Origin of the sequence: Dokdonella fugitiva (assembly GCF_014138265.1) — a bacterium.
Taxonomy (GTDB): domain Bacteria; phylum Pseudomonadota; class Gammaproteobacteria; order Xanthomonadales; family Rhodanobacteraceae; genus Dokdonella_A; species Dokdonella_A fugitiva_A.
The window spans coordinates 236,853-259,763 of sequence record NZ_JACGXL010000002.1 but is presented as its reverse complement, the minus strand read 5'-3'; the positions used below and the strand labels follow the sequence as shown (position 1 = coordinate 259,763).

General features: G+C 71.3%; 19 protein-coding genes. 9 read left to right on the top strand and 10 right to left on the bottom strand.

Going from position 1 to position 22,911, the window contains the following annotated elements:
- Window positions 1–59 precede the first annotated feature (59 nt).
- Complete coding sequence (locus FHW12_RS07330) at window positions 60–3,512, bottom strand: PKD domain-containing protein (protein ID WP_182530358.1); 3,453 nt, start codon at window positions 3,510–3,512, stop codon at window positions 60–62.
- A gap of 113 nt (window positions 3,513–3,625) precedes the next feature.
- Entirely contained in the window at window positions 3,626–6,274 is a 2,649-nt protein-coding gene (gene pepN / locus FHW12_RS07325; RefSeq protein WP_182530357.1) for an aminopeptidase N, read from the bottom strand.
- A gap of 98 nt (window positions 6,275–6,372) precedes the next feature.
- On the opposite strand from pepN, the gene FHW12_RS07320 reads away from it, so the two are divergent.
- Both FHW12_RS07320 and FHW12_RS07315 read left to right on the top strand, forming a co-directional pair.
- Entirely contained in the window at window positions 6,373–7,308 is a 936-nt protein-coding gene (locus FHW12_RS07320; RefSeq protein WP_182530356.1) for a pyridoxal-phosphate dependent enzyme, read from the top strand.
- 18 nt (window positions 7,309–7,326) lie between these two features.
- Window positions 7,327–7,779, top strand: a complete 453-nt coding sequence (locus FHW12_RS07315) for a DUF2214 family protein (protein WP_182530355.1) — start codon at window positions 7,327–7,329, stop codon at window positions 7,777–7,779.
- Between the two features lies 1 nt (window position 7,780).
- Here FHW12_RS07315 and FHW12_RS07310 read toward each other — a convergent pair whose 3' ends face one another.
- The gene (locus FHW12_RS07310) at window positions 7,781–8,707 is read right to left on the bottom strand and encodes a DMT family transporter (RefSeq protein ID WP_310735178.1); all 927 of its coding nucleotides are present in this window, start codon (window positions 8,705–8,707) and stop codon (window positions 7,781–7,783) included.
- 16 nt (window positions 8,708–8,723) lie between these two features.
- On the opposite strand from FHW12_RS07310, the gene FHW12_RS07305 reads away from it, so the two are divergent.
- From FHW12_RS07305 to FHW12_RS07285, 5 genes are all read left to right on the top strand, one after another.
- Window positions 8,724–9,305, top strand: a complete 582-nt coding sequence (locus FHW12_RS07305) for a DNA-3-methyladenine glycosylase I (protein ID WP_182530354.1) — start codon at window positions 8,724–8,726, stop codon at window positions 9,303–9,305.
- A 3-nt stretch (window positions 9,306–9,308) separates the two neighbouring features.
- Window positions 9,309–10,223 carry an arginine deiminase-related protein gene (locus FHW12_RS07300; RefSeq protein ID WP_182530353.1) on the top strand — a complete coding sequence of 305 codons (915 nt, stop codon included), beginning with the start codon at window positions 9,309–9,311 and terminating at the stop codon, window positions 10,221–10,223.
- 184 nt (window positions 10,224–10,407) lie between these two features.
- Complete coding sequence (locus FHW12_RS07295; RefSeq protein WP_182530352.1) at window positions 10,408–10,641, top strand: PepSY domain-containing protein; 234 nt, start codon at window positions 10,408–10,410, stop codon at window positions 10,639–10,641.
- 43 nt (window positions 10,642–10,684) lie between these two features.
- On the top strand, window positions 10,685–11,401 hold the full coding sequence (locus FHW12_RS07290; RefSeq protein WP_182530351.1) for a response regulator transcription factor: 717 nt from the start codon (window positions 10,685–10,687) through the stop codon (window positions 11,399–11,401).
- Window positions 11,402–11,411: 10 nt separating this feature from the next.
- Window positions 11,412–12,803, top strand: coding sequence for an ATP-binding protein (locus FHW12_RS07285; RefSeq protein WP_182530350.1), 1,392 nt, complete (start codon window positions 11,412–11,414; stop codon window positions 12,801–12,803).
- On the opposite strand, the gene FHW12_RS07280 is transcribed toward FHW12_RS07285, so the two are convergent.
- Genes FHW12_RS07280 through FHW12_RS07250 form a run of 7 tightly spaced genes read right to left on the bottom strand, consistent with a single transcriptional unit; the run spans window position 12,804 to window position 20,903 of the window.
- Window positions 12,804–13,991: an acyltransferase family protein gene (locus FHW12_RS07280; protein ID WP_182530349.1), complete on the bottom strand. Its 1,188-nt coding sequence runs from the start codon at window positions 13,989–13,991 to the stop codon at window positions 12,804–12,806. It lies immediately after the preceding gene.
- A 5-nt stretch (window positions 13,992–13,996) separates the two neighbouring features.
- The gene (locus FHW12_RS07275) at window positions 13,997–15,223 is read right to left on the bottom strand and encodes a glycosyltransferase (protein ID WP_182530348.1); all 1,227 of its coding nucleotides are present in this window, start codon (window positions 15,221–15,223) and stop codon (window positions 13,997–13,999) included.
- Window positions 15,220–16,620, bottom strand: coding sequence for a glycosyltransferase (locus FHW12_RS07270; RefSeq protein ID WP_182530347.1), 1,401 nt, complete (start codon window positions 16,618–16,620; stop codon window positions 15,220–15,222). Before FHW12_RS07270 ends, FHW12_RS07275 begins: the two co-directional genes overlap by 4 nt.
- 4 nt (window positions 16,621–16,624) lie before the next feature.
- On the bottom strand, window positions 16,625–17,818 hold the full coding sequence (locus tag FHW12_RS07265; RefSeq protein ID WP_182530346.1) for a glycosyltransferase family 4 protein: 1,194 nt from the start codon (window positions 17,816–17,818) through the stop codon (window positions 16,625–16,627).
- Complete coding sequence (locus tag FHW12_RS07260) at window positions 17,815–18,390, bottom strand: hypothetical protein (RefSeq protein WP_182530345.1); 576 nt, start codon at window positions 18,388–18,390, stop codon at window positions 17,815–17,817. Before FHW12_RS07260 ends, FHW12_RS07265 begins: the two co-directional genes overlap by 4 nt.
- Window positions 18,391–19,752: a hypothetical protein gene (locus FHW12_RS07255; RefSeq protein WP_182530344.1), complete on the bottom strand. Its 1,362-nt coding sequence runs from the start codon at window positions 19,750–19,752 to the stop codon at window positions 18,391–18,393. It abuts the gene before it with no gap.
- Window positions 19,749–20,903, bottom strand: a complete 1,155-nt coding sequence (locus FHW12_RS07250) for a hypothetical protein (RefSeq protein ID WP_182530343.1) — start codon at window positions 20,901–20,903, stop codon at window positions 19,749–19,751. The genes FHW12_RS07255 and FHW12_RS07250 overlap by 4 nt, the downstream gene beginning before the upstream one ends.
- Before the next feature lie 59 nt (window positions 20,904–20,962).
- On the opposite strand from FHW12_RS07250, the gene FHW12_RS07245 reads away from it, so the two are divergent.
- Complete coding sequence (locus tag FHW12_RS07245) at window positions 20,963–21,490, top strand: hypothetical protein (protein WP_182530342.1); 528 nt, start codon at window positions 20,963–20,965, stop codon at window positions 21,488–21,490.
- 22 nt (window positions 21,491–21,512) lie between these two features.
- A complete protein-coding gene (locus tag FHW12_RS07240; RefSeq protein WP_182530341.1) occupies window positions 21,513–22,862 on the top strand; it encodes a hypothetical protein in 1,350 nt (449 codons plus the stop codon).
- The last annotated feature ends 49 nt before the right edge of the window (window positions 22,863–22,911 follow it).

Genomic DNA, 22,911 nt, shown 5'->3' with positions numbered 1-22,911 from the left:
GCAACCGGTGGAACAGGGGAAGATCGGAGCCGTGCGGCGCGCGGCTCCGATTTTTTTTCTCAGTCGAAGCCGTTCGCGTAGATCGCGTCGTCGTGCAGGCACAGGACGGGGACGCCGCCGCGCTGCCACAGGCCGGCCCCCTGGTGCACGGTGTAGTCGACCGCGTAGACGTCGTGCCGGTAGCCCGTGTTCGACAGGTCGACGAGATGGAACGCGTACGGCCGCGGGTTGTAGCGGCAACTCGTGATGAGTGAGGCGTAGGCGGGATCGAAGCCGCTGATCTCGCCGCCGATCTCCAGGCCGCTGCCCCAGAAGCTCGTCGTCTGCACGTCTTCGGTGATGCCCTGCGTGTACTCGTACGCGCCGCCGGCCTGCACCGTCGCGATGAAGCCCGCCTCGAGGTCGAACTCGGCGCCGACGCGCGTCGAACTCTCGAAGCTGGTGTTGCTGCCGACGAGCGTGCTCGCGTCCTGGCTCAGGTTCCACGTCACCGTGCCGCTCGCGCCGACCACGGTGTTCGGCCAGATCGACGCCTGCAGCAGGCCCGAATAGTTCGTGCAGCCGGGCATCGAACCGGCGCCGCTCCAGAGCAGGTCGCCGCGCACCTCGATGCTGCGGAACGTCGCCTGCGCCGCGTCCCACACGTACGCGTTGAACAGGCCGTCGCCGGCAACCGGGTCGCAGACCGCGTCCGGATACGCGGGCGGCTCGGCGTGCACGTCGCCGAATACCTGGATTTCCGCGACGTGCAGGCTCGCCGCGCCCGGATTCTGCAGGCGGATGTAGCGCGCGCGCAGCATCGTCGACGGATTCGCGGCGTCGCGCGTCCAGATGTTCCAGCGGTCGAAGCCGACATCGTCCGCGGTCTCCGGCGCGAACGTGCGCACGCCACCGCCGGACGGCACGCCGGCGCCGTTCATCGGGCTCGCCGAGGCGTAGACGCGAAAGCCCTTCAGCGACGCTTCCTCGCCGTGCGCGGGGAACACGCGGATGTTGGACACGTCGCGCACGTCGCCGAGATCGACCTGCAGGTACGGCTGCGAGCTCGCATTCGATTCGGTCGCGGTCGAGAACAGGCCGTCGGTCGCCTTGTCGGCGCCGTTGCCGCCGGCGAACGCGGCGTTGCTCGCGACCGGGCGGAACAGCGCGATGCTGTTCCAGTCGCGCTGCAGCGGCATCCACTGCGCAGGCGGATGGCCGGGCGACGCGGCCGGGATCTCCTTGTCCCACGCCTGCGCGTCGCTCGCCGACATGAAGCGGCTGCCGTCGATGACCTCGCACATGCGCACCGCGCTGCCCCCGTCGACGCCGCCGGCCTCGCTCTCGACCTGGTACGAGTAGCAGTTGAAGCTGTTCTCCTCGATCACCGCGAGCGCCTCGCCGTGGTCCTGCGCGTAGCCCTGGTCGACGGTGAAGGTGTTCTCGCTGCCGTGGATCGCGCCATAGCTCGACTGGTAGTTGTAGCCCGCGGTCGCATGCACCGACGCGTTCACGCCGGCGAGGTCGGAACCGACGCCGACGCCGATGTACGCGGACACGTCGTGCGACGTGAAGCTGCCCGACTGCTTCTCGTAGCTCGAGCCGCCGCTGGTCGATTCGCCGAACGTCGAGAGCTTGCCGGCGGACGCCTGCAGGCGCTGGAAGTACGGCGGCAGCCACACCACCTGGCGCAACTGCGGTTCCTCGACCTGGCGGCAGTCGGTGCCGAGCGTCGCCTGCACCGAATCGCCGTCGAAGTCGCTCGCGACGAGGTCGAGCGCGGTCATCGCCGGGAACGCGGTCGAACTCTCGCTGGAATGCCGACCGGCGAAGCTCGCCGGCACCGACGTGTCGGCGAGGCGCCAGACCGAGCGCAGCAGCGTGTCGGTCGTGTTGCGCGCGATCGTCATGACTTCGGGAATGCCGTCCTTGTCCATGTCGCCGACCGCGACATTGACGAACGACAGCGCCTGCAGGCTGTCGACGGCATAACCCGCCGCGTAGCTCGGCGAGCTGCGCAGGTGGTACATGTAGCCCGGCGCGTTGCCGCCCGAGCCGCTGCCGCCCGCGCTCACCGCGATCGTCTGCGCGTAGGTGCGCGTGCCGCCGCCGTCGTCGGTGACCTTGAGGCTCACGTTGTAGCTGCCCGCGCTGGTATACAGGTGCGTCGGGTGCAGGTCGTGGATGAGGCCGGTGCCGTCGCCGAAGTTCCAGTCGCGCTGCACGACCGCGCCGGTCGAAGTGTTGGTGAACTGCACCGCCATGCCGCTCTCGACCCAGGTGTAACCGGCGGCGAGGTCGACCTCGGCCTTGTACACGTCCACCTGCAGGCGCGAGTTCGGGTCCGCGCGCGCGAGCACGATCTCGCCGGGCGACACGCGGTCGACGTCGGCGACGGTCGCCTCGAAACTCGCGACGCCGTCCTCGTTCTGCCCCTGCACGATGCGGCTCGAGTCGTATTCCTGGCCGGCGCCGCGGCTCGCGAAGCCGATGCCGGTGATCACGTTGGCGCCGTCGCGCGTGGTCGTGAAGTGGTGCAGGCGCGCGCCGATGTAGTTGTATCCCGACTGCTCGAATTGCATGTGCACGACGAGTTCGGCCGCGGCGCTGTCGACGACGTCGCCCGCGTCCGCCTCGAGCTTGAGCACGTTGTCGATGCCGGGCGAGCCGTTCTCCGCCTGGTAGGTCATGCCGATCGCGCTCGTGAACACCTTGCTGCCGATCGCGCTGTCGCCCGCGGCGACGGGCAACTGCGTCGTGCCCGGCTGGTACTCGAGCAGGTTGTAGTCGAGCGTGCGCGACGCGCCGAAGCTCTTCTCGTCGACGACGACGATCTGCGCGCGGCCGTCGAGCAGCAGGTCGCCGGCGGCGAGGCTGACCTGGCCGACCGCGTCGCTGCGCACCCACTCGCCCGCGGCGCCGCCGTCGGCCTGGGCGATGCCGCCGCCCGCAGCACCGGTGAGCACGAACAGGCGCAGGCCGAACGTGCTCGTGCGCACGAGCACCGCGAGTTCCTGCTGCTGGTCGGTCGATCCGTCGAAATCGCCGGCGACCATGTCGACGACGTTGAACGGCTGCGCCATCGTCCAGGTGTCGACGAGGCTCGCCGAAGGTCCCGCGCCGCGCTCGAACACGCCGAGCACGAGCGCGCCGCCGGCTGCGCGATTCGCGGTGACGACCTCGTCGCGGCCGTCGCCGTCGAGGTCGACGCTGACCGCCTTGAGGAAAGTGCTGCCGGCGAGCGCACCGGGATGGAGGCCGGTGCGGAACGTGCGCACGAGCGGATCGCCGGGCGGCGCGGCGGGCTGGTACTCGTCGATGTTGCTGAACGCGGCACCGGCCGCGACGAGGTCGACGTACTCGGCTTCGCCGCCGAGCGTGACGTGGCGGCCGAACGGCGTCTGCGCGCAGTCGAGCGGCGTGAGTTCATGCGTCGCGAAACGCGGCAGCGGCGCGGCGGCGGCCGCGACCGCGCACAGGCCGGCGAGCGGCAGGGCGAGGCGAAGCGTTCGCGGGACGGACGGGCGATGCATGGCGGTACTCCCCAGTGGCGATGCGAGGCGATCGCGGACGGCGCGCCGGATGGCGTCGCCGCGCACTGGGGTAAGCGGATTGCGGCGGGTGCGGCTATCAGGCCGCGCGCCGCTCAGACCGCGAGGCTGCGCCCGAGGATGTCGGCGAGGTCGGGCGAGAGGTGCTCGCGGCCGAGCATGCGCTCGAGTTCGCGGTGCATCAGCGCGCGCCGGATCGGCTCGTAACGACGCCAGGCGCCGAACGCGGTCGCCAGGCGCGCGGCGACCTGCGGCGTGAGCGCGTCGAGCCGCAGGATCGCGTCGGCGACGAGACGGTAGCCATCGCCGTCGGCGCGATGGAACGCGCGCGGATTGCGCAGCGCGAACGCGCCGAGCAGCGCATAGACGTTGTTCGGGTTGCTCCAGCGGAACGCGGGATGCGCGAGCAGCGCCGCGACGCGCTCGCACGCGCGCGGATCGGCTTCGGTGGCCTGCAGCGAGAACCACTTGTCGAGCACGAGCGCGTCGCCGGCGTGGCGCGCGGCGAAATCGGCGAGCGCGGCGCTCGCCCCGGCATCGCGCATGCTGAGCAGCACGCCGAGCGCGGCGAGGCGGTCGGTGAGGTTGCGTGCCTGTTCGTATTGCGCGCGCGCGAGCGGCGCATGCGCGACGTCGGCGCGGCACAGCGCGGCGAGGCAGGCGTTGCGCAGGCGCCGGCGCGCCTGCGCGAGCGGCTCGACCGCGAGGTCGCCGCCGTCGCCGAGCGCGAGGCGGCGGCGCAGCAGCGGCGCGACGAGCGCGCACGCGAGCCCGGTCTCGACGCGCGCGCGCGCTTGGTGCACGCCTTCCGGATCGACGTCGTCGAGGCCGTCGGCGAGCGACGTCGCGTCGGCGACCGTGAGCATCTCCGCGGCGAGCGCGGGATCGACGCCGGTGTCGTCGAGCGCGCTGCCGACGCAGCCGGTCCACGTGGAGAACAGCGTGGCCTCGGGTTCGCCGTGCGCGAGCGCCTGCGCGAACAGGCGGCGCACGAGCGCGTCGCTCGCGAACCAGCGGTTGAAGCCGTCGTTGTCGTGGCGCGCGAGCGCGGCGAGCGCCTGCGGCGACGTGTCCTGCACGAGGCGCACGGGCGCGGAGAATCCGCGCAGCAGCGACGGCGTCGGCGCCTCGTCGACGTCGACGAAGCGGAACGTCGCGCTGTCGCTGCCGAGCAGCAGCACGCGCTCGTTCGCGGCGACGGCCGCGTCCTCGCCGTCGAGCCGCAGCGGCAACGCGCGTCCGCTGCGGTCGAACAGCGCGACCGCGACCGGGATCGGCAACGCGCGCTTGTGCGCCTGTCCCGGCGTCGGCGCCGTGCGTTGTTCGAGCGTGAGTTCGTAGCAGCGCCGGCGCGCGTCGTGGCGACCGCTCGCACGCAGTTCGGGCGTGCCGGCCTGCTCGTACCAGGCGAGCCAGGGCGAAAGGTCGACGTCGTTCGCGTCGCCGAGCGCGGCAAGGAAGTCCTCGATCGTCGCGGCGGTGCCGTCGTGGCGCGCGAAGTAGAGGTCGAGGCCGCGCCGGAAGCCGTCGCGGCCGAGCACGACGCCGAGCATGCGCACGATCTCGGCGCCCTTCTCGTACACGGTCGCGGTGTAGAAATTGTTGATCTCGCTGTAGCGGTCCGGTCGCACCGCGTGTGCGAGCGGACCCGCATCCTCGCTGAACTGCGCACGCCAGAGCAGGCGCACGTCCTCGATCCGGCGCAGCGTGCGCGAGGCGAGGTCGGATTCGAACTCCTGTTCGCGGTAGACGGTCAGACCTTCCTTGAGGCACAACTGGAACCAGTCGCGGCAGGTGACGCGGTTGCCGCTCCAGTTGTGGAAGTACTCGTGGCCGACCACCGCGAGCACGTGGCGATGGTCGTCGTCGGTCGCGCTCGCGGGGTCGGCGAGCAGGTATTTCGCGTTGAAGATGTTGAGGCCCTTGTTCTCCATCGCGCCCATGGTGAAATCGTGCGTGGCGACGACGTGGAACGCGTCGAGGTCGTAGCAGCGGCCGAAGCGTTGCTCGTCCCAGCGCATCGCGTGCTCGAGGCATTGCATCGCCCAGTCGCAGCGACCGATCGCATCGGCCTCGGCGTGGATGACGAGGCGCACGCGCCGGCCTTGCGCGGTCACGAACGTACGCTCGATCGATTCGAGCCGGCCCGCGACGAGCGCGAACAGGTAGCTCGGCTTCGGGTGCGGATCGACGAAGCGCGCCCAGTGGCGGCCGTCGCCGAGGTCGCCGGCGCCGTCGGCGTTGCCGTTCGCGAGCAGCACCGGGTAGCGCGCGCGATCGGCGCGCAGCGTCACCGTGTAGCGCGCGAGCACGTCGCTGCGATCGAGGAACGGCGTGATGCGACGGAAACCCTCGGCCTCGCACTGGGTGAGCAGGAAGCCGTGCTCGGGCGTGCCGCTGAGGTAGAGGCCCTGCAGCGCGGTGTTGCGATCCGGCGCGATGCGCACGCGCGACTCGAGCACGAGCGGGCCGCGCAGGCCGGGCACGACCAGCCGGCCGTCGGCCAGCGTGAACTCGTCGCCCGCGAGCACGCGGCCGTCGACGCGCAGATCCAGCAGGTCGAGCGCTTCGGCGTCGAGCTCGAGCGGCGCGGTCGCATCGTCCTGCTGCAACGACAGGCGTGCATGCACGGTCGTCGCGGCCGCGTCGAGCTCGACGTCGAGTTCGACGTCGTCGATGCGCCAGGCCGGCGCGCGGTAGTCGCGCAGGAAGCGGGTCGGCTTGGCGCCGGCGGGGTCGTTCATCGGCGGGACGGCGGCAGGGGTGGAACGGGACGGCAGGCTAGCATGCACGCCGCGCGCGCGTGTATCGTGACGCGCTCCGCCTGCCTGCCGCCGCGAACATGCCAGCGCACACCCTGCCGGATTTCCGCGCGATCGAAGCCGCGGCCGCGCGTATCGCGCCGCACGCGCACCGCACGCCGGTCATGCATTCGCGTTCGCTCGATGCGCTCGCCGGCGCCGAGCTGCACTTCAAGTGCGAGCATCTGCAGCGCGTCGGCGCGTTCAAGTTCCGCGGTGCTTGCAACGCAGTCTGGTCGCTCGACGAGGCGGATGCCGCGCGCGGCGTCGTCACGCACTCCTCCGGCAACCATGGCGCGGCGCTCGCGCTCGCGGCGCGCACGCGCGGCATTCGCGCGCACGTGGTCGTGCCTGAGGGTGCGGTGCGCTCCAAGCTCGCCGCGATCGAAGCCTACGGCGCGACCCTGCACCGTTGCGCGCCGACGATCGCCGCGCGCGAAGAGGCGGCCGAGCGGGTGCGCCGCGCGACCGGCGCGACGCTCGTGCATCCCTACACCGATCCGCGCGTGATCGCGGGCCAGGGCACGGCCGCGCTCGAACTGCTGCGCGAGATCGACGGCCTCGACGTGCTGCTCACGCCGGTCGGCGGCGGCGGGCTGATCGGCGGCAGCGCACTCGTCGCACGCGCGCTCGCGCCGGGCATCGCCGTGTTCGCGGCCGAACCCGCCGGCGCGGCGGACGCGTACGAATCGTTGCGGCGCGGCACGCGCGTGACCGACCTCGTGCCCGACACCGTCTGCGACGGCCTGCGTGGCGCGATCGGCGCGATCAACCTCGAACTGCTCGAAGCCTGCGCGGTGCGCGTGCTCACCGTCGACGACGCAGACACGCTCGCCGCGCAGCGCTTGATCGCCGCGCGCCTCAAGCAGGTGGTCGAGCCGTCGTCGGCGATCGCGCTCGCCGCGGTGTTCGCCCATCGCGACGCGTTCGCGGGCCGCCGCGTCGGCATCATCCTGTCCGGCGGCAACGTCGACTGACCAGCGGAGTCGAAACCCATGTGGACCGATGCCCTGCTCGCGTATTTCCACTTCGCGGCGATCTTCACGATGATCTGGTTCCTGTCGAAGGAATGGACGTTGCTGCGCGCGGGTGCCGGAGCGCTCGACGTCGAGCGCATCGCGCGCGCGGACGCCGGCTACGGCGCACTCGCCGGCATCGTGCTGCTGAGCGGCGCGCTGCGCGCGGTGTACGGCCTCAAGGGCTGGTCGTTCTACGCCCACGCGCCGGTGTTCCACCTGAAGGTCACGCTGTTCGTGCTGGTCGGCCTGCTGTCGATCCTGCCGACGCGCGCATTCCTGCGCTGGCGTCGCGCGCGCCGCGTCGATCCGGGCTGGCGCGTGCCCGAGGCGGAATGGCGCAGCGCGCGGCGCTGGGTCCTGGTCGAGCTGCACCTGCTCGCGCTGATCCCGCTCGCAGCGGTGATCATGTCGCGCGGACTATCGAGATAGGTCAACCAGCGCGGCGCAGGTTCACGAGGGCGAGCGCGGCGGCGATGAGTGCGATGCCGGCACCTTCGATCGGCGTTGGTACTTCACCGAGCAGCAGCCACGCGAACGCGATGCCGGCGACCGGGATCACGAGGCTCGACAGGCCGGCGACGTTCGCCGGCAGCCGGGCGACCACGTAGGACCACATGAGCCAGGCGAGGCCCGAGGCGAGGAGTGCGTTGTAGACGAGCGCGCCGATGAACCAGTTCGTCCACTCGATCGGCCTCTCCGGTACGAGCAGCGCGATCACGCCGACGACGAGCGTGCCGATCAGCATCTGCCACGCGGTCAGCGACAGCGCGCTGGTACCGCCGCGCTGGAACAGCCGCTTCGACGCGACCACGCCGATCGCCCAGCAGACGCCGCCGGCGAGCGCGAGCGCGGAGCTGCCCGCGTTGCCGAGGCCGTGCCAGGGTTCGAGCACGAGCACGAGGCCGCCACCGGCGACCGCGAGGCCGAGCCAGAGGCGGCGCGTCGGCTTCTCGCCGAGCGCGAGCCAGCCGATCAGCACGACCCAGAACGGCATCGTGTAGGCGAGCAGCGCCGTCTTGCCGGCGCCGCCGACGAGCAGCGCCGACTGCACGAACAGCTGGAAGCCGGTCGTCTGTGCGAGGCCGATCAGCGTGGTCGGCCATAGCGGCGGCGGCCGCAGCGATTCGCCGCGCAGCAGCAGCGCCGCGAACAGCACCCCGCTGCCGAGCACGTAGCGCAGCGCGGAGAACTCGAACGGGCCGCTGTAGCGCAGCGCCTGCTTCATGACGATCCAGTTGTAGCTCCAGATCAGCGTGAGCAGCGCGAGCGCGACGAGCGCGGGACGGCGGGAAGATGAGACGTCGGTCACAGTCGTGCGCGTGGCGCGGGCGGCGGGCTGCGTATGATACGTGTCCACGATCGAGGGTCGTTACATGAAAGGCCGGGAGCCTGTCCGCTGCGACTGGGCCGCAGGCAGCGAGATCGAACGCGACTACCACGACAGCGAGTGGGGCGTTCCGCTGCACGACGATCGCGCGCTGTTCGAATTTCTCTGCCTCGAAGGCGCGCAGGCCGGCCTCAGCTGGCGCACGGTGCTGGCCAAGCGCGAGGCTTACCGCCGCGCGTTCGGCGACTTCGAGATCGCGCGCTGCGCGCGCATCACCGACGCGCGCGTCGAGCGCCTGCTCGGCGACGCCGGGCTGATCCGCAACCGCATGAAGATCGAATCCGTGCGCGACAACGCGCGCGCGACGCTCGAGGCGATCGCCGAGCACGGCAGCCTCGACGCGTTCCTGTGGTCGTTCGTCGACGGCCGGCCGTTGCGCAACCGCTGGCGCACGCGCGCCGAAGTACCGGCGACGACCGACGTGTCCGACCGCATGAGCAAGGCCCTGCGCAAGCGCGGCTTCCGCTTCGTCGGCTCGACGATCTGCTATGCGTTCATGCAGGCGACCGGCATGGTCAATGACCACCTGGTCGGCTGCTTCCGCCACGACGCCGTGATCCGAGGCTGATCCATGTTCGTCACCGACCCCGCCGCGTTCCTCGCCGAGTTCACCGACGAGCGTTACCCGATGCGCGGCGCGGCGACCGCGCGCAGCGCGTTCCTGGTCAGCCCGGCGAGCAGCGTGCTCGCCGAGGAATCGGCGCGCGACAACCGCTACATGGATCTTTCGCGCGCGCCCGACCCGCTGCGCGCGCTGCGCCAGCACGCCGAACTCGCGCGCCGCCTCGGCGCCGACGTGCCGGTGCTGACCTTCCCCGGCGACCCGGACTGTCCCGACGGCATGTTCCCGAACAACGTGTTCGCGACCGCGCGCGGCAACCTCATCGTCGGCCGCATGCGCCATCCGGTGCGCCAGCGCGAGGCCGCGCGCGACGACATCCGCGGCTTCTTCCGCGACGTGCTCGGCTATCACGAGCTCGACCTGTCGGGCGGCGACTACGTCGCCGAGCTGACCGGTGCGCTCGTCATCGATCGCGCGCGCGGGATCGGCTACTGCGGCCTGTCCGAACGCTGCGACATGGCCGGCGCGCGCGCGATGCACGAGGCATTCGGCCTGCGCCTCACGTTCGCGTTCGAACTCGCCGCGGGCGAGTACCACACCAACGTCGTGCTCGCGGTGCTCGCCGGCCGCGCGGTGATCCTCGCCGGCGACGGCTTCGCCGACCCGGCCGTGCCGGACGCGATCGCGCGCGCGTACGGCGGCCAGGCGGTCCGCCTGAGCCCGGCGCAGAAGCGCGCGTTCGCCGGCAACGCGATCGCGCTCGCGCCCGACCGCGTCTGGATGAGCGCGGCGGCGGCGGCCGTGCTCGAACCGTCGCAGCGCGCACTGCTCGAGCGCGGCGGCTTCTCCCTCGGCGCGGTCGACCTCGACGAAATCGAAAAGGCGGGCGGCAGCCTGCGCTGCTGCGTCGCCGAGATCTTCTGAGCCGCCCTCGCCGGACGCAGCGGACGGCTGCTTCACCGCGCTCCCGGTGCGCGGAATTTTGTTCGCGCGGGCAGGGCCTTGCAGCGGGTTCAGCCGAAATTCAATCCCCGCTGCCGAGACTCCGGCCAACGGCGATCGTGGCTTCCGCGGTTAGAGCCGCGGTCGCTATGATGCGGACGGAGTGATGCGAACCAATCGAAATCGCCGGCTGCTCCTGTTCTGCGCTGTCCTCGCCGCGACGGTAGCGCACGCGCGCGAGATCAGCGTGCAGGAAGCGGTGGCGCAGGCGCAGCAGGAAGTGGGCGGCAAGGTGCTGTCGGTGCAGGCGCTCAATGTCGGCAAGCGCAAGGTGTATCGCATCAAGATCCTGACCCGCGATGGCCAGGTGCGCATCGTGCAGGTGCAGGCCGAGCAGTAGGCGGCACATCGGCGCGGGCACGGACGAGACTGACGGAGGACACATGCGCGTACTTTTGGTGGAAGACGAGGCACCCCTGCGCGAAACGCTCGCGGCGCGCCTCAAGCGCGACGGCTTCGCGGTCGATGCGGCCGGTGACGGCGAGGAAGGCCTCTATCTCGGGCGCGAAGTGCCGTTCGACGTGGCGATCATCGATCTCGGCCTGCCGAAACTGTCCGGCATGGATCTGGTCAAGCAGCTGCGCGAGGCCGGGCAGCGCTATCCGATCCTGATCCTCACCGCGCGCTCGTCGTGGCAGGACAAGGTGCAGGGGCTGAAGAACGGCGCCGACGACTATCTGGTCAAGCCGTTCCACGTCGAGGAACTGCTCGCCCGGCTCAATGCGCTCGTGCGGCGCGCGAGCGGGTGGTCGCGACCGACGCTCGAGTGCGGGCCGGTCGTGCTCGACACGACCGCGCAGACGGTCGCGGTCAACGGCAGCACGGTCGACCTGACCAGCTACGAATACAAGGTGCTCGAGTACCTCATGCTGCATGCCGGTGAGCTCGTCTCGAAGGCCGACCTGACCGAGCACATCTACCAGCAGGACTTCGACCGCGATTCGAACGTGCTCGAGGTGTTCATCGGCCGCCTGCGCCGCAAGCTCGACCCTGACAACGCGATCAAGCCGATCGAGACGGTGCGCGGCCGCGGCTACCGCTTCGCGCTCGAGCGCAGCGACAACCCGGTCGACGACAACGCGCAGGCAGAAAACGCCTGAGACCGCGCACGTGGCGCGCCCGCTGTCGCTGCAAGCGCGCTCCCTCGCGGCGGCCGGCTTCGTGCTCGCCGCGTTCCTCGCGCTCGCCTTCATCGCACTCGACCGCGCGTTCTACGAAGCGGCCGAGAGCTCGTTGCGCGAGCGCCTGCAGGGCTACATGTACGCCTACCTCGCCGGGTCCGACACGACCCGTGCGGGCGCGCTGATCCCGCCCGAGGTCGGCCCGGACCCGCGTTTCGACCGCCCTTCGCAGAGTGGCCTCTACGCCGGCATCGTCGGCGCGAAGATCCTCGGCTCGAAGGACGGCAGCTGGCGCTCGCCGTCGGCGGTCGGGCGCGAACTGCCGTTCACCGAACCCCTGCCGCGAGGGCCGGCGCAATTCCGCGGGCCGGTCGAGACCCCCGCGGGCGACCTGTTCGTGCTCGCCCAAGGCGTCGACTGGAACAGCGGCGGCAAGAGCGACGCACTGCACCTGACGTTCTATGTCGGCGAGGACGGCGACGCGCTGCGTGCGCAGATCGACGTGTTCCGGCGCACCCTGCTGACCTGGCTCGGGGTGCTCGGCGTGGCGTTGTTGCTGTTGCTGCTCGCCGTGCTGCGCTGGAGCCTCGCGCCGCTGCGCCGTGTCTCCACCGACCTCGTGCGCGTCGAGCGCGGCATGCAGGAGCACCTCGGCAACCAGTACCCGGTCGAACTGTCCGGCCTCACGACCAGCCTCGACAGCTTCATCGAAGCGGAGCGCGACCGCGTCAAGCGCTACCGCAACACGCTGTCCGACCTCGCGCACAGCCTGAAGACGCCGCTCGCGGTCATGCGCAGCCAGCTCGAAACCGGCAGCGACGGCGAATCGCTGCGCTGGACCGTGCTCGAGCAGGTCGGGCGCATGGACGAGATCGTCGCCTACCAGCTCTCGCGCGCGGCGACCTCGGGCCACCAGACGTTCGCCGCGCCGCTGCTCATCGAACCGTACGCGGAAGAGATCGTGCGCAGCCTCGAGAAGGTCTATGCGGGCAAGTCCGTGCTGTGCGAGTTCGAGATCGATCCCGCGGCGCGCTTCCACGGCGACCAGGGCGACCTCATGGAGCTGTTCGGCAACCTGCTCGAGAACGCATTCAAGTGGGCGCGCCGGCGCGTATTGCTCGACGCCCGCCCGCTCGCGACTGCCGGCGGGCGGCGCGCGGGCCTCGAGTTCTCGGTCGAGGACGACGGACCGGGCATTCCCGACGACAAGGTCGAGCATCTCCTGCAGCGCGGCGTGCGCGGCGACGAGCGCGTGCAGGGCCACGGCATCGGCCTGGCGATCGTGCAGGACATCGTGCGCGCGTACCGCGGCGAACTCGTCGTCGACCGTTCGCCGACGCTCGGCGGCGCGCGCTTCGTCACGCGCCTCGGCGTGCGCTGATCAGCCCGTGCTGGCGCAGCTCGCCGCGGGCCGCGAAGGGAGCCAGCGCAACATCTTTTCCTTGAGCCACTCGCACAGGCCCCGTTCGATCACGAAGTACGACAGCGCAGCGAGGGCGACGGACAAGGCCATCATGAGGAGTATCGCGGCCCATCCATGATTCGGGCCGGGCCGGATCGCGAGGGATTGCAGGATGCCCAGCGCGATCGGATGCAGCAGGTACAGGGAAAACGACATGTTGCCGAGGCCGACGAGCCAGCGCGGCACGGGCATGGCGATGCGCTTGCTCGCCATGCAGTACACCAGCAGCAGCGGGCCCAGCGAAACGCCACACCGACCGACTCCGTGGCCGACGCGCCACTGCATCGCGTACTGCAGCACCGCGCCGACAGTCACTGCCAGGCACAGGATCTTCAGCACGCGCGCATTGCCGACGGCATGGCGCGAACCATGGAGCAAGCCGATGAGCACGCCGGCGACGAACAGCAGGACCAGCGGGTTGGTCGCCAGGTCGAGATAGTGCACCTGGAATCGATGCGCGTTGCCGGAAGCGGCGAGTCCCCCCCAGTCCGCGGTCGTCACGAGATGTCCGGCGCAATACGGCAGCAACAGGATGGTCGCGACGATCCAGGCGAAGAACGCATGCCAGCGCCAGCGGGCGAACAGCATCGACGCGGCGAAGATCGCGTAGAAGTACATCTCGTAGTTGAGCGTCCAGCCGACGCCGAGCACGGGGAAACCGTAGATGGGCGCGAAGTCCGACGGCGCACCCGGTGCGGGCACGAACACCAGGGAATGCAGCAGCCACGAACGCTTTCCGGGATCGACCAAGAATGCATGGGCATCCGAGCGGGATAGCACGCACAACACGAGCGCGACGACCCATACCGGCCAAATGCGGCTGGCGCGCTTGATGGCGAACACGGCCGCATCCTTCCACGAACCGTCGCTGGCGCGCGTCGTGTGCACCATGATGAAGCCACTGATCAGGAAGAACAGGTCGACGCCCATCGACCCCCCCGACCCGAACAGCCTGCCGCCGATGCCCGTGCCATATGGGCCCAGGTAGATGCTCGCGTGCCAGAGGACGACGAGCAGCGCCGCGATTCCGCGCAACGCCTGCACGAATTCGAGCGGTTGCGTGGACGAGCCGTCCATCGCGTCGCGCAAGCGATCGGGTTGGCGCACCACGGCTACGGCGCGAGCGCGCTAACCGCGTGTGCGAGCGGTGCCAGGCTGCGCTGCCAGGTGACTTCCTCGCGGATCGATGCGTAGTCCGCCGGGAGCGGCGGCGTATCGCGATCGAGCATCGCGCGCAGCGATCGCCGGTACACATCGGTGCTCGCCGCGACCGTCACCGTCGGCCAATGTGCGGCGTCGCCATAGCCGCGCAGCGCGTGCGGCGTCGCCAGCACGGGCCGACCGCTGTAGATCGCTTCGGCGGTCTTCAGATTGGAACCGCCGCCGGTGGTGATCGGCAGCAGTACCACGTGTGCGCCGCCGAGCAGCGCGACGAGATCGTCGCGATCGAGCTCGCCCGGCGTGACGAGGCGCGGTTCGTCGATCGCGGGCCACGCGCGATAGACGCGGTGCTGGCGCAGGTAGTTGACGACGCCACCGACGACGACGATGCGTTCGTCCGGCCGCAGGAACGCCAGCGAGGGCGCGAGCATGCGCCAGAAACCGTCGGCGTTCGGCGGGTGCGCACTGCCGACGAACAACGCGTAGCGGTCGAGTCCGAGGCGGCGACGAACGTCGGCGACGCGCTGCGGATCCGCCTCGAACGGCGCGATCGCATTGTGCGCGACGATCCACGCGCGCGACTGCGGCGCGTCGTCCATCGCGCGCAGCTCCGCCAGCTCCTCGTCGGTGCACGCGACGACGAGGTCGGCGTGGCACACCGCTTCGCGTTCGAGTCGTTCCACGCGCGCGACCGCGTCGTCCTGCAGCGCGTCGCGCGCGCCTTCGGGACGCTCGTCGCGCTTGAGCTTTCCCTCGACGTTCTGCGAAGAATAGACGAGGCGCGGCACCGCGGCACCCGAAGCGATGCGCGCGTCGATCCAGCGGCGCGCGGCGGGGTACAGCCACGGTTGTTCGAGCGCGATCACGTCCGGGGCGAGCCGGTCGAGCGTGCGCGCGAACGCGCGCCAGGTCGCACCGTCGTCGGCGGCGATCAGCTCGCCGCTCTGCAGGTCGATGAAGCGCGCGAGGCGCGGGTCGAACGCGGCGTGGTCCGCCGGCAGGACGAGGTCGTCGCCCTCGAGGTCGGACGGGCGGTAGTCGGTACCGTGGATCGCGGCGATCGTCGCGACCTCGAAGCCGAGTTCGCGATAGCAGGCGCGGATCGCCGCGCAGCGCAGTTGGCCACCGTGGCGGGGCGACTTCAGCGGATAGGTCGTGAGCTGGACGATGCGCTTCATGGCCGCGTCCTCGCCGCGGCGAGCAGGTCGACCGCGAAGTCGCTCCAGTGGCGCGGCACGTACGTCGCGCGGATGCGCGCTTCGGCCTCGGCGCGCGCGCCCGCATCGTCGAGATAATGCGCGATCGCCTCGTGCCAGCGCGGGAAATCGAAGGGATGGATCGTCGGACACAGGCCCTGCGTCGCCTCGCGCAACGCCGGCGCATCGGACACGATCGCGAGCTTGCCGTAGGCGAGGCTCTCGGTCGCGGCCAGTCCCCAGCCCTCGTAGATCGACGGGAACACGGTGAATGCGCAGCCGCGGTACAGGTGCGCGAGCAGCGCGTCGGAGACGTGGTGTAGCAGGACGATGCGTCCGGCTTCCCACACCTCGCTCGCCTGCATCTCGGCCCACAGGTCGTTGACGCCCCAGCCGAACATGCCGACGACGACGAGCGTCGGGCAGGCCTCGCCGCGGCGGCGGTACAGCTCCTTCCACACCTGCAACAGCACGCGATGGTTCTTGCGCGTCTCGAACGTGCTCACGTAGAGCACGTAGTCGCGCGCGGCGAGCGCGTCCAGCGCCGCCCGCTCGTCCTCGGCGAGCGCGTCGACGTCGGCGTCGCGATGCACTTCCGGCGTGGCGAGGTGCACGGTGCGGATCGGCGGCACCTCGAACAGGCCGACACGGCGGTAGAACGCGGCGAGATCGGCGTTGGACGTGTCGGAGATCGCGAAGACGACGTCGGCAGTGTGCGCGATCGTGGTGAAATGCTCGGAAAACGGCTGCTTCGCGCTGCCGGCGTATTCGGGATAGTCGATCGGGATCGTGTCGTAGCACGCTTCGATCACGCGCATGCCGGTGCGTTGCTTGAGGCGCCAGGCGTGGATCGCGCCGTGGTGCCACTGCAGGCCGATCGAGAAGAACAGGTCCTGCGGCGTCGGCTCGATGCGCGGCGCGACGGCTTGCGGCACCGAGGTCGTGGCGGGCGCCGCTGCCTCGCGCAAGGCCTTCCTCGCGGCGCGATGGCGCACGAACGCCGCGTGGTGGTCGACGAGTACGCGGCCGAGATCGCGCAACAGCGGGTACGCCGCGGTCGGCACGAGCTTCGGCCCGCGCGCGGCGAGCCAGTCGAACAGGCGCTGTACGCGCCCGCGCACGGGCGCCAAAGTCGCGGCGGCGACGTGCGCGCCGATCGCCGCGACCGGCTCGGCTCGGCACCAGGCGTCGTCGAGGATCAGGGATGCCTGGGCCGGTTCGATCGCGCGATACTCGCCCGCCGCATCGATCTCGCAGAACACCGTTCCCGGCTCGTGCCGGAGGCAGTGCAGGGCGAATTCGCGCTCGACGCGCACGATGCCGACCGGCGGACGGCGCCAGCGGATGCTCGTGGTCAGGTCGATGTAGATATGCGCCATGATTTCAGCCTGCAGCTGCGCCGATGACGCGTTCGACCTGCTCGACCAGGCGCGCTCGCACGCGCTCCTCGCGGTAGTTCGCCAGCACATACTCGCGGCCCGCGGCGCCGATGCGGGCGCGCTCGCCTGAATCCAGCGTGGCGATCCGGCCGATCTTCGCGACCATGTCGTCGAGGCCGTCGTAGTGGAATCCCGCGCCGGAACGCTCGATGTGCTCGCGCATGACGTCGCAACGGCCGTTGACGAGTACGGGTACGCGCTGCGCCATCGCCTCCAGCGTGACGATGCTGAAGCTCTCGTACTGCGAGGGCAGCACGAACGCGGTGGCACCGGCCATGAGTTCGAACTTGCGCCGCTCGTCGACGAAGCCGAGGTACTCGATCCACGGCTGGCGCGGCAGGCCCATGTTGTCCACGCCGGTCAGCACGAGGGTGAGGCCGCGATCGGCGACGCGCTCCATCGCGCGCACGAGTTCGTCGCAACCCTTGCCGGCCTCGATGCGGCCGCAGTACAGGAGGTACGGCCGCGCACGCGACTCCGGCATCGCCGATTCGCTGTGTTCGACGGCCATGCCGATCACGTCGCCCTCGTCATAGCCCCAGATGCGTGCCGCCGTGCGCTGCTCGGCGGCGGTGAGCCAGATGCGGTTGCGGTGCGCGGCGTAGCGTTGCGCGAATGCGGGCAGGTAGGCGGTCGGCTCGTCGTGCAGCGTCGGCACGAACAGCGTCTTGTGCGCAGGCACTTCGGCGATGCCGAAGTAGGTGGTCGGATAGAGATAGGTGCAGAACAGCACGGCGGCGTAATCGGGGTGGTGGTCGCGCAGCCAGTCGTCGAGGCCGGGACAGCACGGCCCCTGGAACCGCACGTACTCGTCCTGCAGCGCCTCGCGCCATGCGAGGGGCGCGCCGTCGCGCGGCGCTGCGAACGGTTGCACCTCGAGCATCATGCGCTGGTGCAGGCCGTACCAGTAAGGGCCGCGTTCGAACAGCGTGGGGAAACGGCGCACGGGAATGCCGTCGCGCAGGCGCACGCCCGAAGGCAGCTCGTCGCGCCAGCTCACGTAGTCGATCGCGGTCGAACTCAGCACCTCGACGTCGAAGCGATCCGAAAGCAGGCGTGCGTACTGCCAGGCGAGGGCTTCGGAACCACCGACCACCGATTCGTCGCACCGCTGCACGACGATCGCGATGCGCGTCATGCGGGCGACTCCGATGGCGCAGCGATGCGGGATATGCGTGCGTGGCCGCGCGCGCGCAGCCGTGCGCGCAGCGGCGCGTCCGCGCGCAAGCGCTCCACGGTCGCCGCGATCAGCTCGGCGGCGGGGTCGCCCGCGCGCCACAGCAGCGCCGCGTCGCCGGCGGCGTCCATGGTGGCGGCGCATTCGACGCCGGTGACCGGCGTGCCGACGGCGAGGGCGTCGAGCACGAACGCGGCGCCGCCGCCGCAGACGACGAGCGCGTCCGCGGCGAGCAGCGCCGCCTTGCGAGCGTCGGCGGCGTCGCCCACGCACTCGACGTGCGCGTCGATGCCGCGGCTCGAGGCGGCGGCTACCGCCGCTTCGGCGCCGGGGTCGAGGACGAGCAGGCGTGCGGCGGCATCGCAATGGGAAAGACAGGCATGGAACGCGTCGAGCAGGACCGGCGAGCCGGCAGCGTCGCAGCTGGCCGCCCACACGGTCGCACGGGTCTGCCAGCGGCGCAGCAACGCGTCGTCCGCTGCCTGTGTGCGCAGCCGGCCGGATGCCTCGGCGAGGGAAGCGAGTGCGTCCATTCAGTGCGACTCCCTCCACGCGAGCAGGGCCGGCGTGCCGTCGGCGGCGTCGATGCGGCGGGTCGAATACCCGGCCACGGAGAGCGTCGTCGCGAGCACGCCCGGTTGCACCGCAGGCACGATGTCGCCGGCGAGCGCGGCGGCGAGCACGGGTTCGTGGGCGAAGCCGAGCAGCAGCAGTCCACCCGGTTGCAGCACGCGCGTCGCCGCATCGACGAACTCGTCGGCGGGAATCGCGCGCAGCAGCGCGGGAAACGCGGGTGCGACCAGCGCGCCGAGGCAGCTGTCCTCGACGTGCGCGAGCGCGTCGCGCAGCCCGGGGCCATCGCCGGCACGCGTACCCGCGAACGAAGTCGCGATCGCGCCGCGCGCGGCGAGCCGTTCGTTCCAGTCGTCGTCGCCGATCGTGACCACGCGCGCGCCTGCGGCGCACGCGGGCTGGAGCGCGTCGAGCCAGCGATCGAGACGCGCCGCGCTCGCTCCGCCGTCGGCGGCAGTGATCGCGTCGCGCGTGCGTGCCTCGAACTCGCGCACGCGCGCGTCGCGGCGCCCGGCCGCCAACTCCACTTCGTCCAGCGCGCCTCGCAGCGCCTCGAACCAGCGATCCATCACGTACACGCGCCGGCGCACGAACTCGAGTTCGTCGCGGCGCACGCCTTCGAGGTCGTGCTGGCGCCGGGCGAGGTCGTCGAGCGCGACTTCGGTCGCGGACGCGCGTGCGCGCAAGCCCTCGTCGATCATGTTGAGGGTGCGGATCAGTTCGTCGCGCGCGAGGCCGAGTTCGTGCGCGAGGCCACGCAGGTCGTCGATGCGCTGGTTCAGCACGTCGGCGCGCGCGGCAAGCGCCTTTTGCCCGGCGCCAAGCGCGCTGTCGCCGGCGGATATCGCCGCATCGGCCGCACGCAGCTGGCGCGCGAGCAGCGGCAGCGCGGCGAAGGCGACGGCCCCTTCGACGAGGTAGCCGAGCAGCGGCACGCGGCCGAGCTTGGCGAGCAGGTAGCGCGGCAGCAGGCCGGCGACGCCGACGCCGACGCGGCGGCCTTCGGCCGACCAGCGCAGGTTGCCGAGCACTTCGGTCTTGCTCGCTCCACGTCCGAGCAGATCCAGCTGTGCGGAGGCTTCGACGGGCGTCGGCGCGCGCTTGAGCAGGGCGCGGAACGCGTGTTCGACGAACGCGTGATACGGCGGATCGGTGAGTTCGGCGATGCGGTAGCTGCGGCGCGCCGCTTCGATGCCGTCGGCGCCCGCAGCCGGCGCGGGTGCCGACGGCGCGAGCCGTGGACGATCGCGCAGGGTCGCCGCAGCGGCGCGGATCTCGCCCCGGACCTGCTCGAGCTGTTCGTCGTTGCGATCGGAATTCACGGCAACCCGCGCTGTCGGGAGGATCCGGCGGGTGCCGGTGGGGCCTCGGATGGATGTCGGCTGGCGCGCTCCCCGGCGCCGAGCGGAATGATGCCATACGCGCGCGCGGTGCCGATGTCGATGAGCGCATAGTCCGGCCCGTGGCGGCCGTCGAGGCGTGCCGCGACGCGCCGCCAGCGTGCGTGCCCGGCGGCGCGCGCGGCGGCGAAATGGTTCGCGGCCGCGCTGTCGGCGCGGCCCCCGGCGGCGCCGAGCAGGGTCGTCTCGAAATACTCGGCGCGCTCGCCGTCGCGATAGCCGACGAACGCATGGCCCGGCACCAGCACGATGAGCGCACGCATGCCGAGCCGTTCGAGCACCGCCGCGATGAGTACGCTGCTGTCGATGCAGTTCGCGCGGCGGTCGCGCCACACGGCCGCGGGCAGCCGCACGCGCTGGCTCCAGACGACCGGCCCGCGACTCAGCGCGGGATCGCCCGCGTCGTAACGCAGGCCGCGCCGCTCCAGTGCGGCCCAGACCGCGCCGACGCGATGCAGGTCGCTGCCGCGGTCGAAGCCCGCGTCGGACGCACGCGCGTCGGCGAGGATCTCGTCGACGACCGCATCGTGCGGGTCGACGTAACCGGCGAACGCCCAGCCGAGATCGACGCGATCGCGGCCTTCGCGCACGTAGTACGGCGCGTCGTCGAGCGCGTGCACGCGCACGTCGACGCGGTGCGTGCGGGTGACGCCGTCGGCCTCGAGGCCCAGGCGCAGCGCCTGCTCGCGCGTGCCGTCGAGGGCGCGCAGCCAGGTCGTGTCCCATTCGAGCCGCGGGTGCAGGTCGACGCGGTGCGTTCCCGCCTCGACGTCGGCCTCGAGCACGGCCGGCCGGCGCAGGCCGGGCGTGTCGATGCGCAGGCGCAGGTGGCGCGGCAGGTCGTCGCCACGCACGCTCACGCTGACCAGGCCGTCGCCGTCGCCGAAACCGCCCGCGCGCGGGCGCGGCGACTGCGACAGCTGCAGCGCCGGGAACAGCTCGCCCGCGGGCGTCACATCGATCTGCCAGTCGAACGCGCGCGCCGGAAACGCAGCGAACGCGAGCGCGAGCGCGCTGGCGCCGACCAGCGTGCGGAGTGGGCGTCGATACGGTGCGGTTGCCAGTGGACGCATCCGCCGACTATCGTTGCCGGCGCCGGCCGTTGTCCAGCCACGAATCCAGGGAGTTCCGCATGCGTCCGCTCGCCCTCACCGTCCTCGCCGCCGCGTTGTGCGCCTGCAGCCCGTCCCCGCAGCCCGCCGCACCGTCGGCTGCCCCCGCGGCGCCCGCCGCCGCGCCGAAACCAGCCGAACCGACGGCGGCTGCGCCCGCTGCGGCACCGGCGAAGGAAATCCCCGAGGGCGACTGCGGCGACCAGTCGAAACTGCCGCCCGAGCAACGCATCGCCAACACGGCGCGCTGGACCACCGCGAGCGAGCAGAACAACTTCGGCTTCGACGTGTTCCGCGGCGACAGCGAGAAGGGCGAATTCACCAAGCTGACCAAGGAACCGATCCTCGGCGCGGGTACCTCGGACGAAACGCACAAGTACGAGTACCGCGACGACACGATCGATCCGTGCAAGGAATACTGGTACTACGTCGAAGGCATCACGACGACCGGTTCGCACGAGAAGTTCACGCCGACCTTCCGTGCGCCGCCGAAAGTGCGCGCACGCGCGGCGGCCGCGGCGACGCCGGAACCGGCGAAGAACGGTTGATGCCGCGCCGGCACGCGCCGCGATGAAGGCCGACGCGGCGATCGCGCGGCGTCGCCGCGCGCTTGCCGCGCTATTCATCGCCGCGTTCGCGCTGTCGCAAGGGCTGCTCTGGTACGCCTACTACGGCCACGGCGCGAAGGCGCTGATCGGCGACGAGCTGACCTACCAGCAGACCGCGCTGTCGATCCTCGGCGGCGGCGCGTGGATGCCCAGCACGATCTGGCCGCCGCTGCAGCCGCTGCTGCTCGCCGCGCTGTACGCGCTGTTCGGCGCGCACGTGCTCGTCGCGCAGGTTGCGCAGACGCTGTTGTTCGTCGCCTGCGGCGCGCTGCTGCGCGACATCTGGCGCCGCTTCGGCGCCAGCGTCGCCGCGGCGAACACCGCCGCCGCACTGTTCCTGCTCGATCCGGGCATCGCCGCGTACGCGCACTGGTTGTGGCCGGAGGTGCCGCACCTGTTCCTGCTGCTCGCTGCACTCGCCCTGCTGCTGCGCGCGCGCGCGTTCGCGGCCGGCCTGTGCATCGGCCTCGCGCTGCTCGCCAAGAGCCTGCTGTCGCTGTTCTGGCCGGTGCTCGCGGTGCTGCTCGTGCCGCGCGCGCGGCCGCTCGCGGGCGTGCGCCTCGTCGCGACGTTCACGCTCGGCATCGGCCTGGTCACCGCGCCCGCGCTGCTGCACGGCTGGCGCGAGTACGGCAAGCCGATGATCGCCGACAGTTCGATCTACAACCTGTGGGTCGGCCTCGGCGACCGCTGGCGCAGCGACTACGTCGCGGACATGGGCGGCCGCACGCTGCCGGAGTTCCTCGCCAGTGCGGACACGCCGCAGGCGCGCAACGCGATCTACCTCGACAAGGTGCGCGCGCTCGTCGCCGAGCGTGGCGTCGTCGACGTCGCGGCCGCGCAGTTCGGCCGGCAGTACTTCCGCTTGTTCAGCGCGAAGACGCCGCTCGTGTCGCAGCTGCCCGGTCCCGCGTGCGCGGGCCATCTGTCGGCGTACGCGACGTCGCCGGCGCTCGCGAGCGCGCTGCGCCGGGGCAATGACGCGTTCCATGCCCTGATCCTCGTCGCGGCCGCGTTCGGCATTGCCGCCTGGCGGCGCCGGCCGGATCGCCTCCTGCTCGTGCTCGCGCTGTTCGCGGGCTACCAGCTCGCGCTGTTCGCGCTGATCCACGTGAAGGCGCGTTTCCTGCTGCCGTTGCTGCCCTTCCTGTGCGGTTTCGCCGGCAGCTTCCTCGCCGCGCTGCACCGCCGTCGCGTCGACGACGCGATCGCGATGACGCCCGTGCGCCTCGCCGTCGGTGGCGCGCTTGCCGCGCTGCTGCTGTTCCTCGCGTTCGCCGGACCCGCGCTCGATCGCCTCTGCGCGGGCTGAGCCGCGGCGAATCCGGTATCCTCGCGCCCGCCCCCTGCCCGTGCCTCCG

Excerpts from the sequence above, each read along its gene's own strand:
- FHW12_RS07275 (WP_182530348.1), bottom strand. The coding sequence starts at position 15,223 with ATGAAGCGCATCGTCCAGCTCACGACCTATCCGCTGAAGTCGCCCCGC.
- FHW12_RS07240 (WP_182530341.1), top strand. The coding sequence starts at position 21,513 with ATGAAGGCCGACGCGGCGATCGCGCGGCGTCGCCGCGCGCTTGCCGCG.
- FHW12_RS07290 (WP_182530351.1), top strand. The coding sequence starts at position 10,685 with ATGCGCGTACTTTTGGTGGAAGACGAGGCACCCCTGCGCGAAACGCTC.
- FHW12_RS07250 (WP_182530343.1), bottom strand. The coding sequence starts at position 20,903 with ATGCGTCCACTGGCAACCGCACCGTATCGACGCCCACTCCGCACGCTG.
- FHW12_RS07315 (WP_182530355.1), top strand. The coding sequence starts at position 7,327 with ATGTGGACCGATGCCCTGCTCGCGTATTTCCACTTCGCGGCGATCTTC.
- FHW12_RS07330 (WP_182530358.1), bottom strand. The coding sequence starts at position 3,512 with ATGCATCGCCCGTCCGTCCCGCGAACGCTTCGCCTCGCCCTGCCGCTC.
- FHW12_RS07265 (WP_182530346.1), bottom strand. The coding sequence starts at position 17,818 with ATGACGCGCATCGCGATCGTCGTGCAGCGGTGCGACGAATCGGTGGTC.
- FHW12_RS07260 (WP_182530345.1), bottom strand. The coding sequence starts at position 18,390 with ATGGACGCACTCGCTTCCCTCGCCGAGGCATCCGGCCGGCTGCGCACA.
- FHW12_RS07300 (WP_182530353.1), top strand. The coding sequence starts at position 9,309 with ATGTTCGTCACCGACCCCGCCGCGTTCCTCGCCGAGTTCACCGACGAG.
- FHW12_RS07320 (WP_182530356.1), top strand. The coding sequence starts at position 6,373 with ATGCCAGCGCACACCCTGCCGGATTTCCGCGCGATCGAAGCCGCGGCC.
- FHW12_RS07245 (WP_182530342.1), top strand. The coding sequence starts at position 20,963 with ATGCGTCCGCTCGCCCTCACCGTCCTCGCCGCCGCGTTGTGCGCCTGC.
- FHW12_RS07270 (WP_182530347.1), bottom strand. The coding sequence starts at position 16,620 with ATGGCGCATATCTACATCGACCTGACCACGAGCATCCGCTGGCGCCGT.
- pepN (WP_182530357.1), bottom strand. The coding sequence starts at position 6,274 with ATGAACGACCCCGCCGGCGCCAAGCCGACCCGCTTCCTGCGCGACTAC.
- FHW12_RS07305 (WP_182530354.1), top strand. The coding sequence starts at position 8,724 with ATGAAAGGCCGGGAGCCTGTCCGCTGCGACTGGGCCGCAGGCAGCGAG.
- FHW12_RS07295 (WP_182530352.1), top strand. The coding sequence starts at position 10,408 with ATGCGAACCAATCGAAATCGCCGGCTGCTCCTGTTCTGCGCTGTCCTC.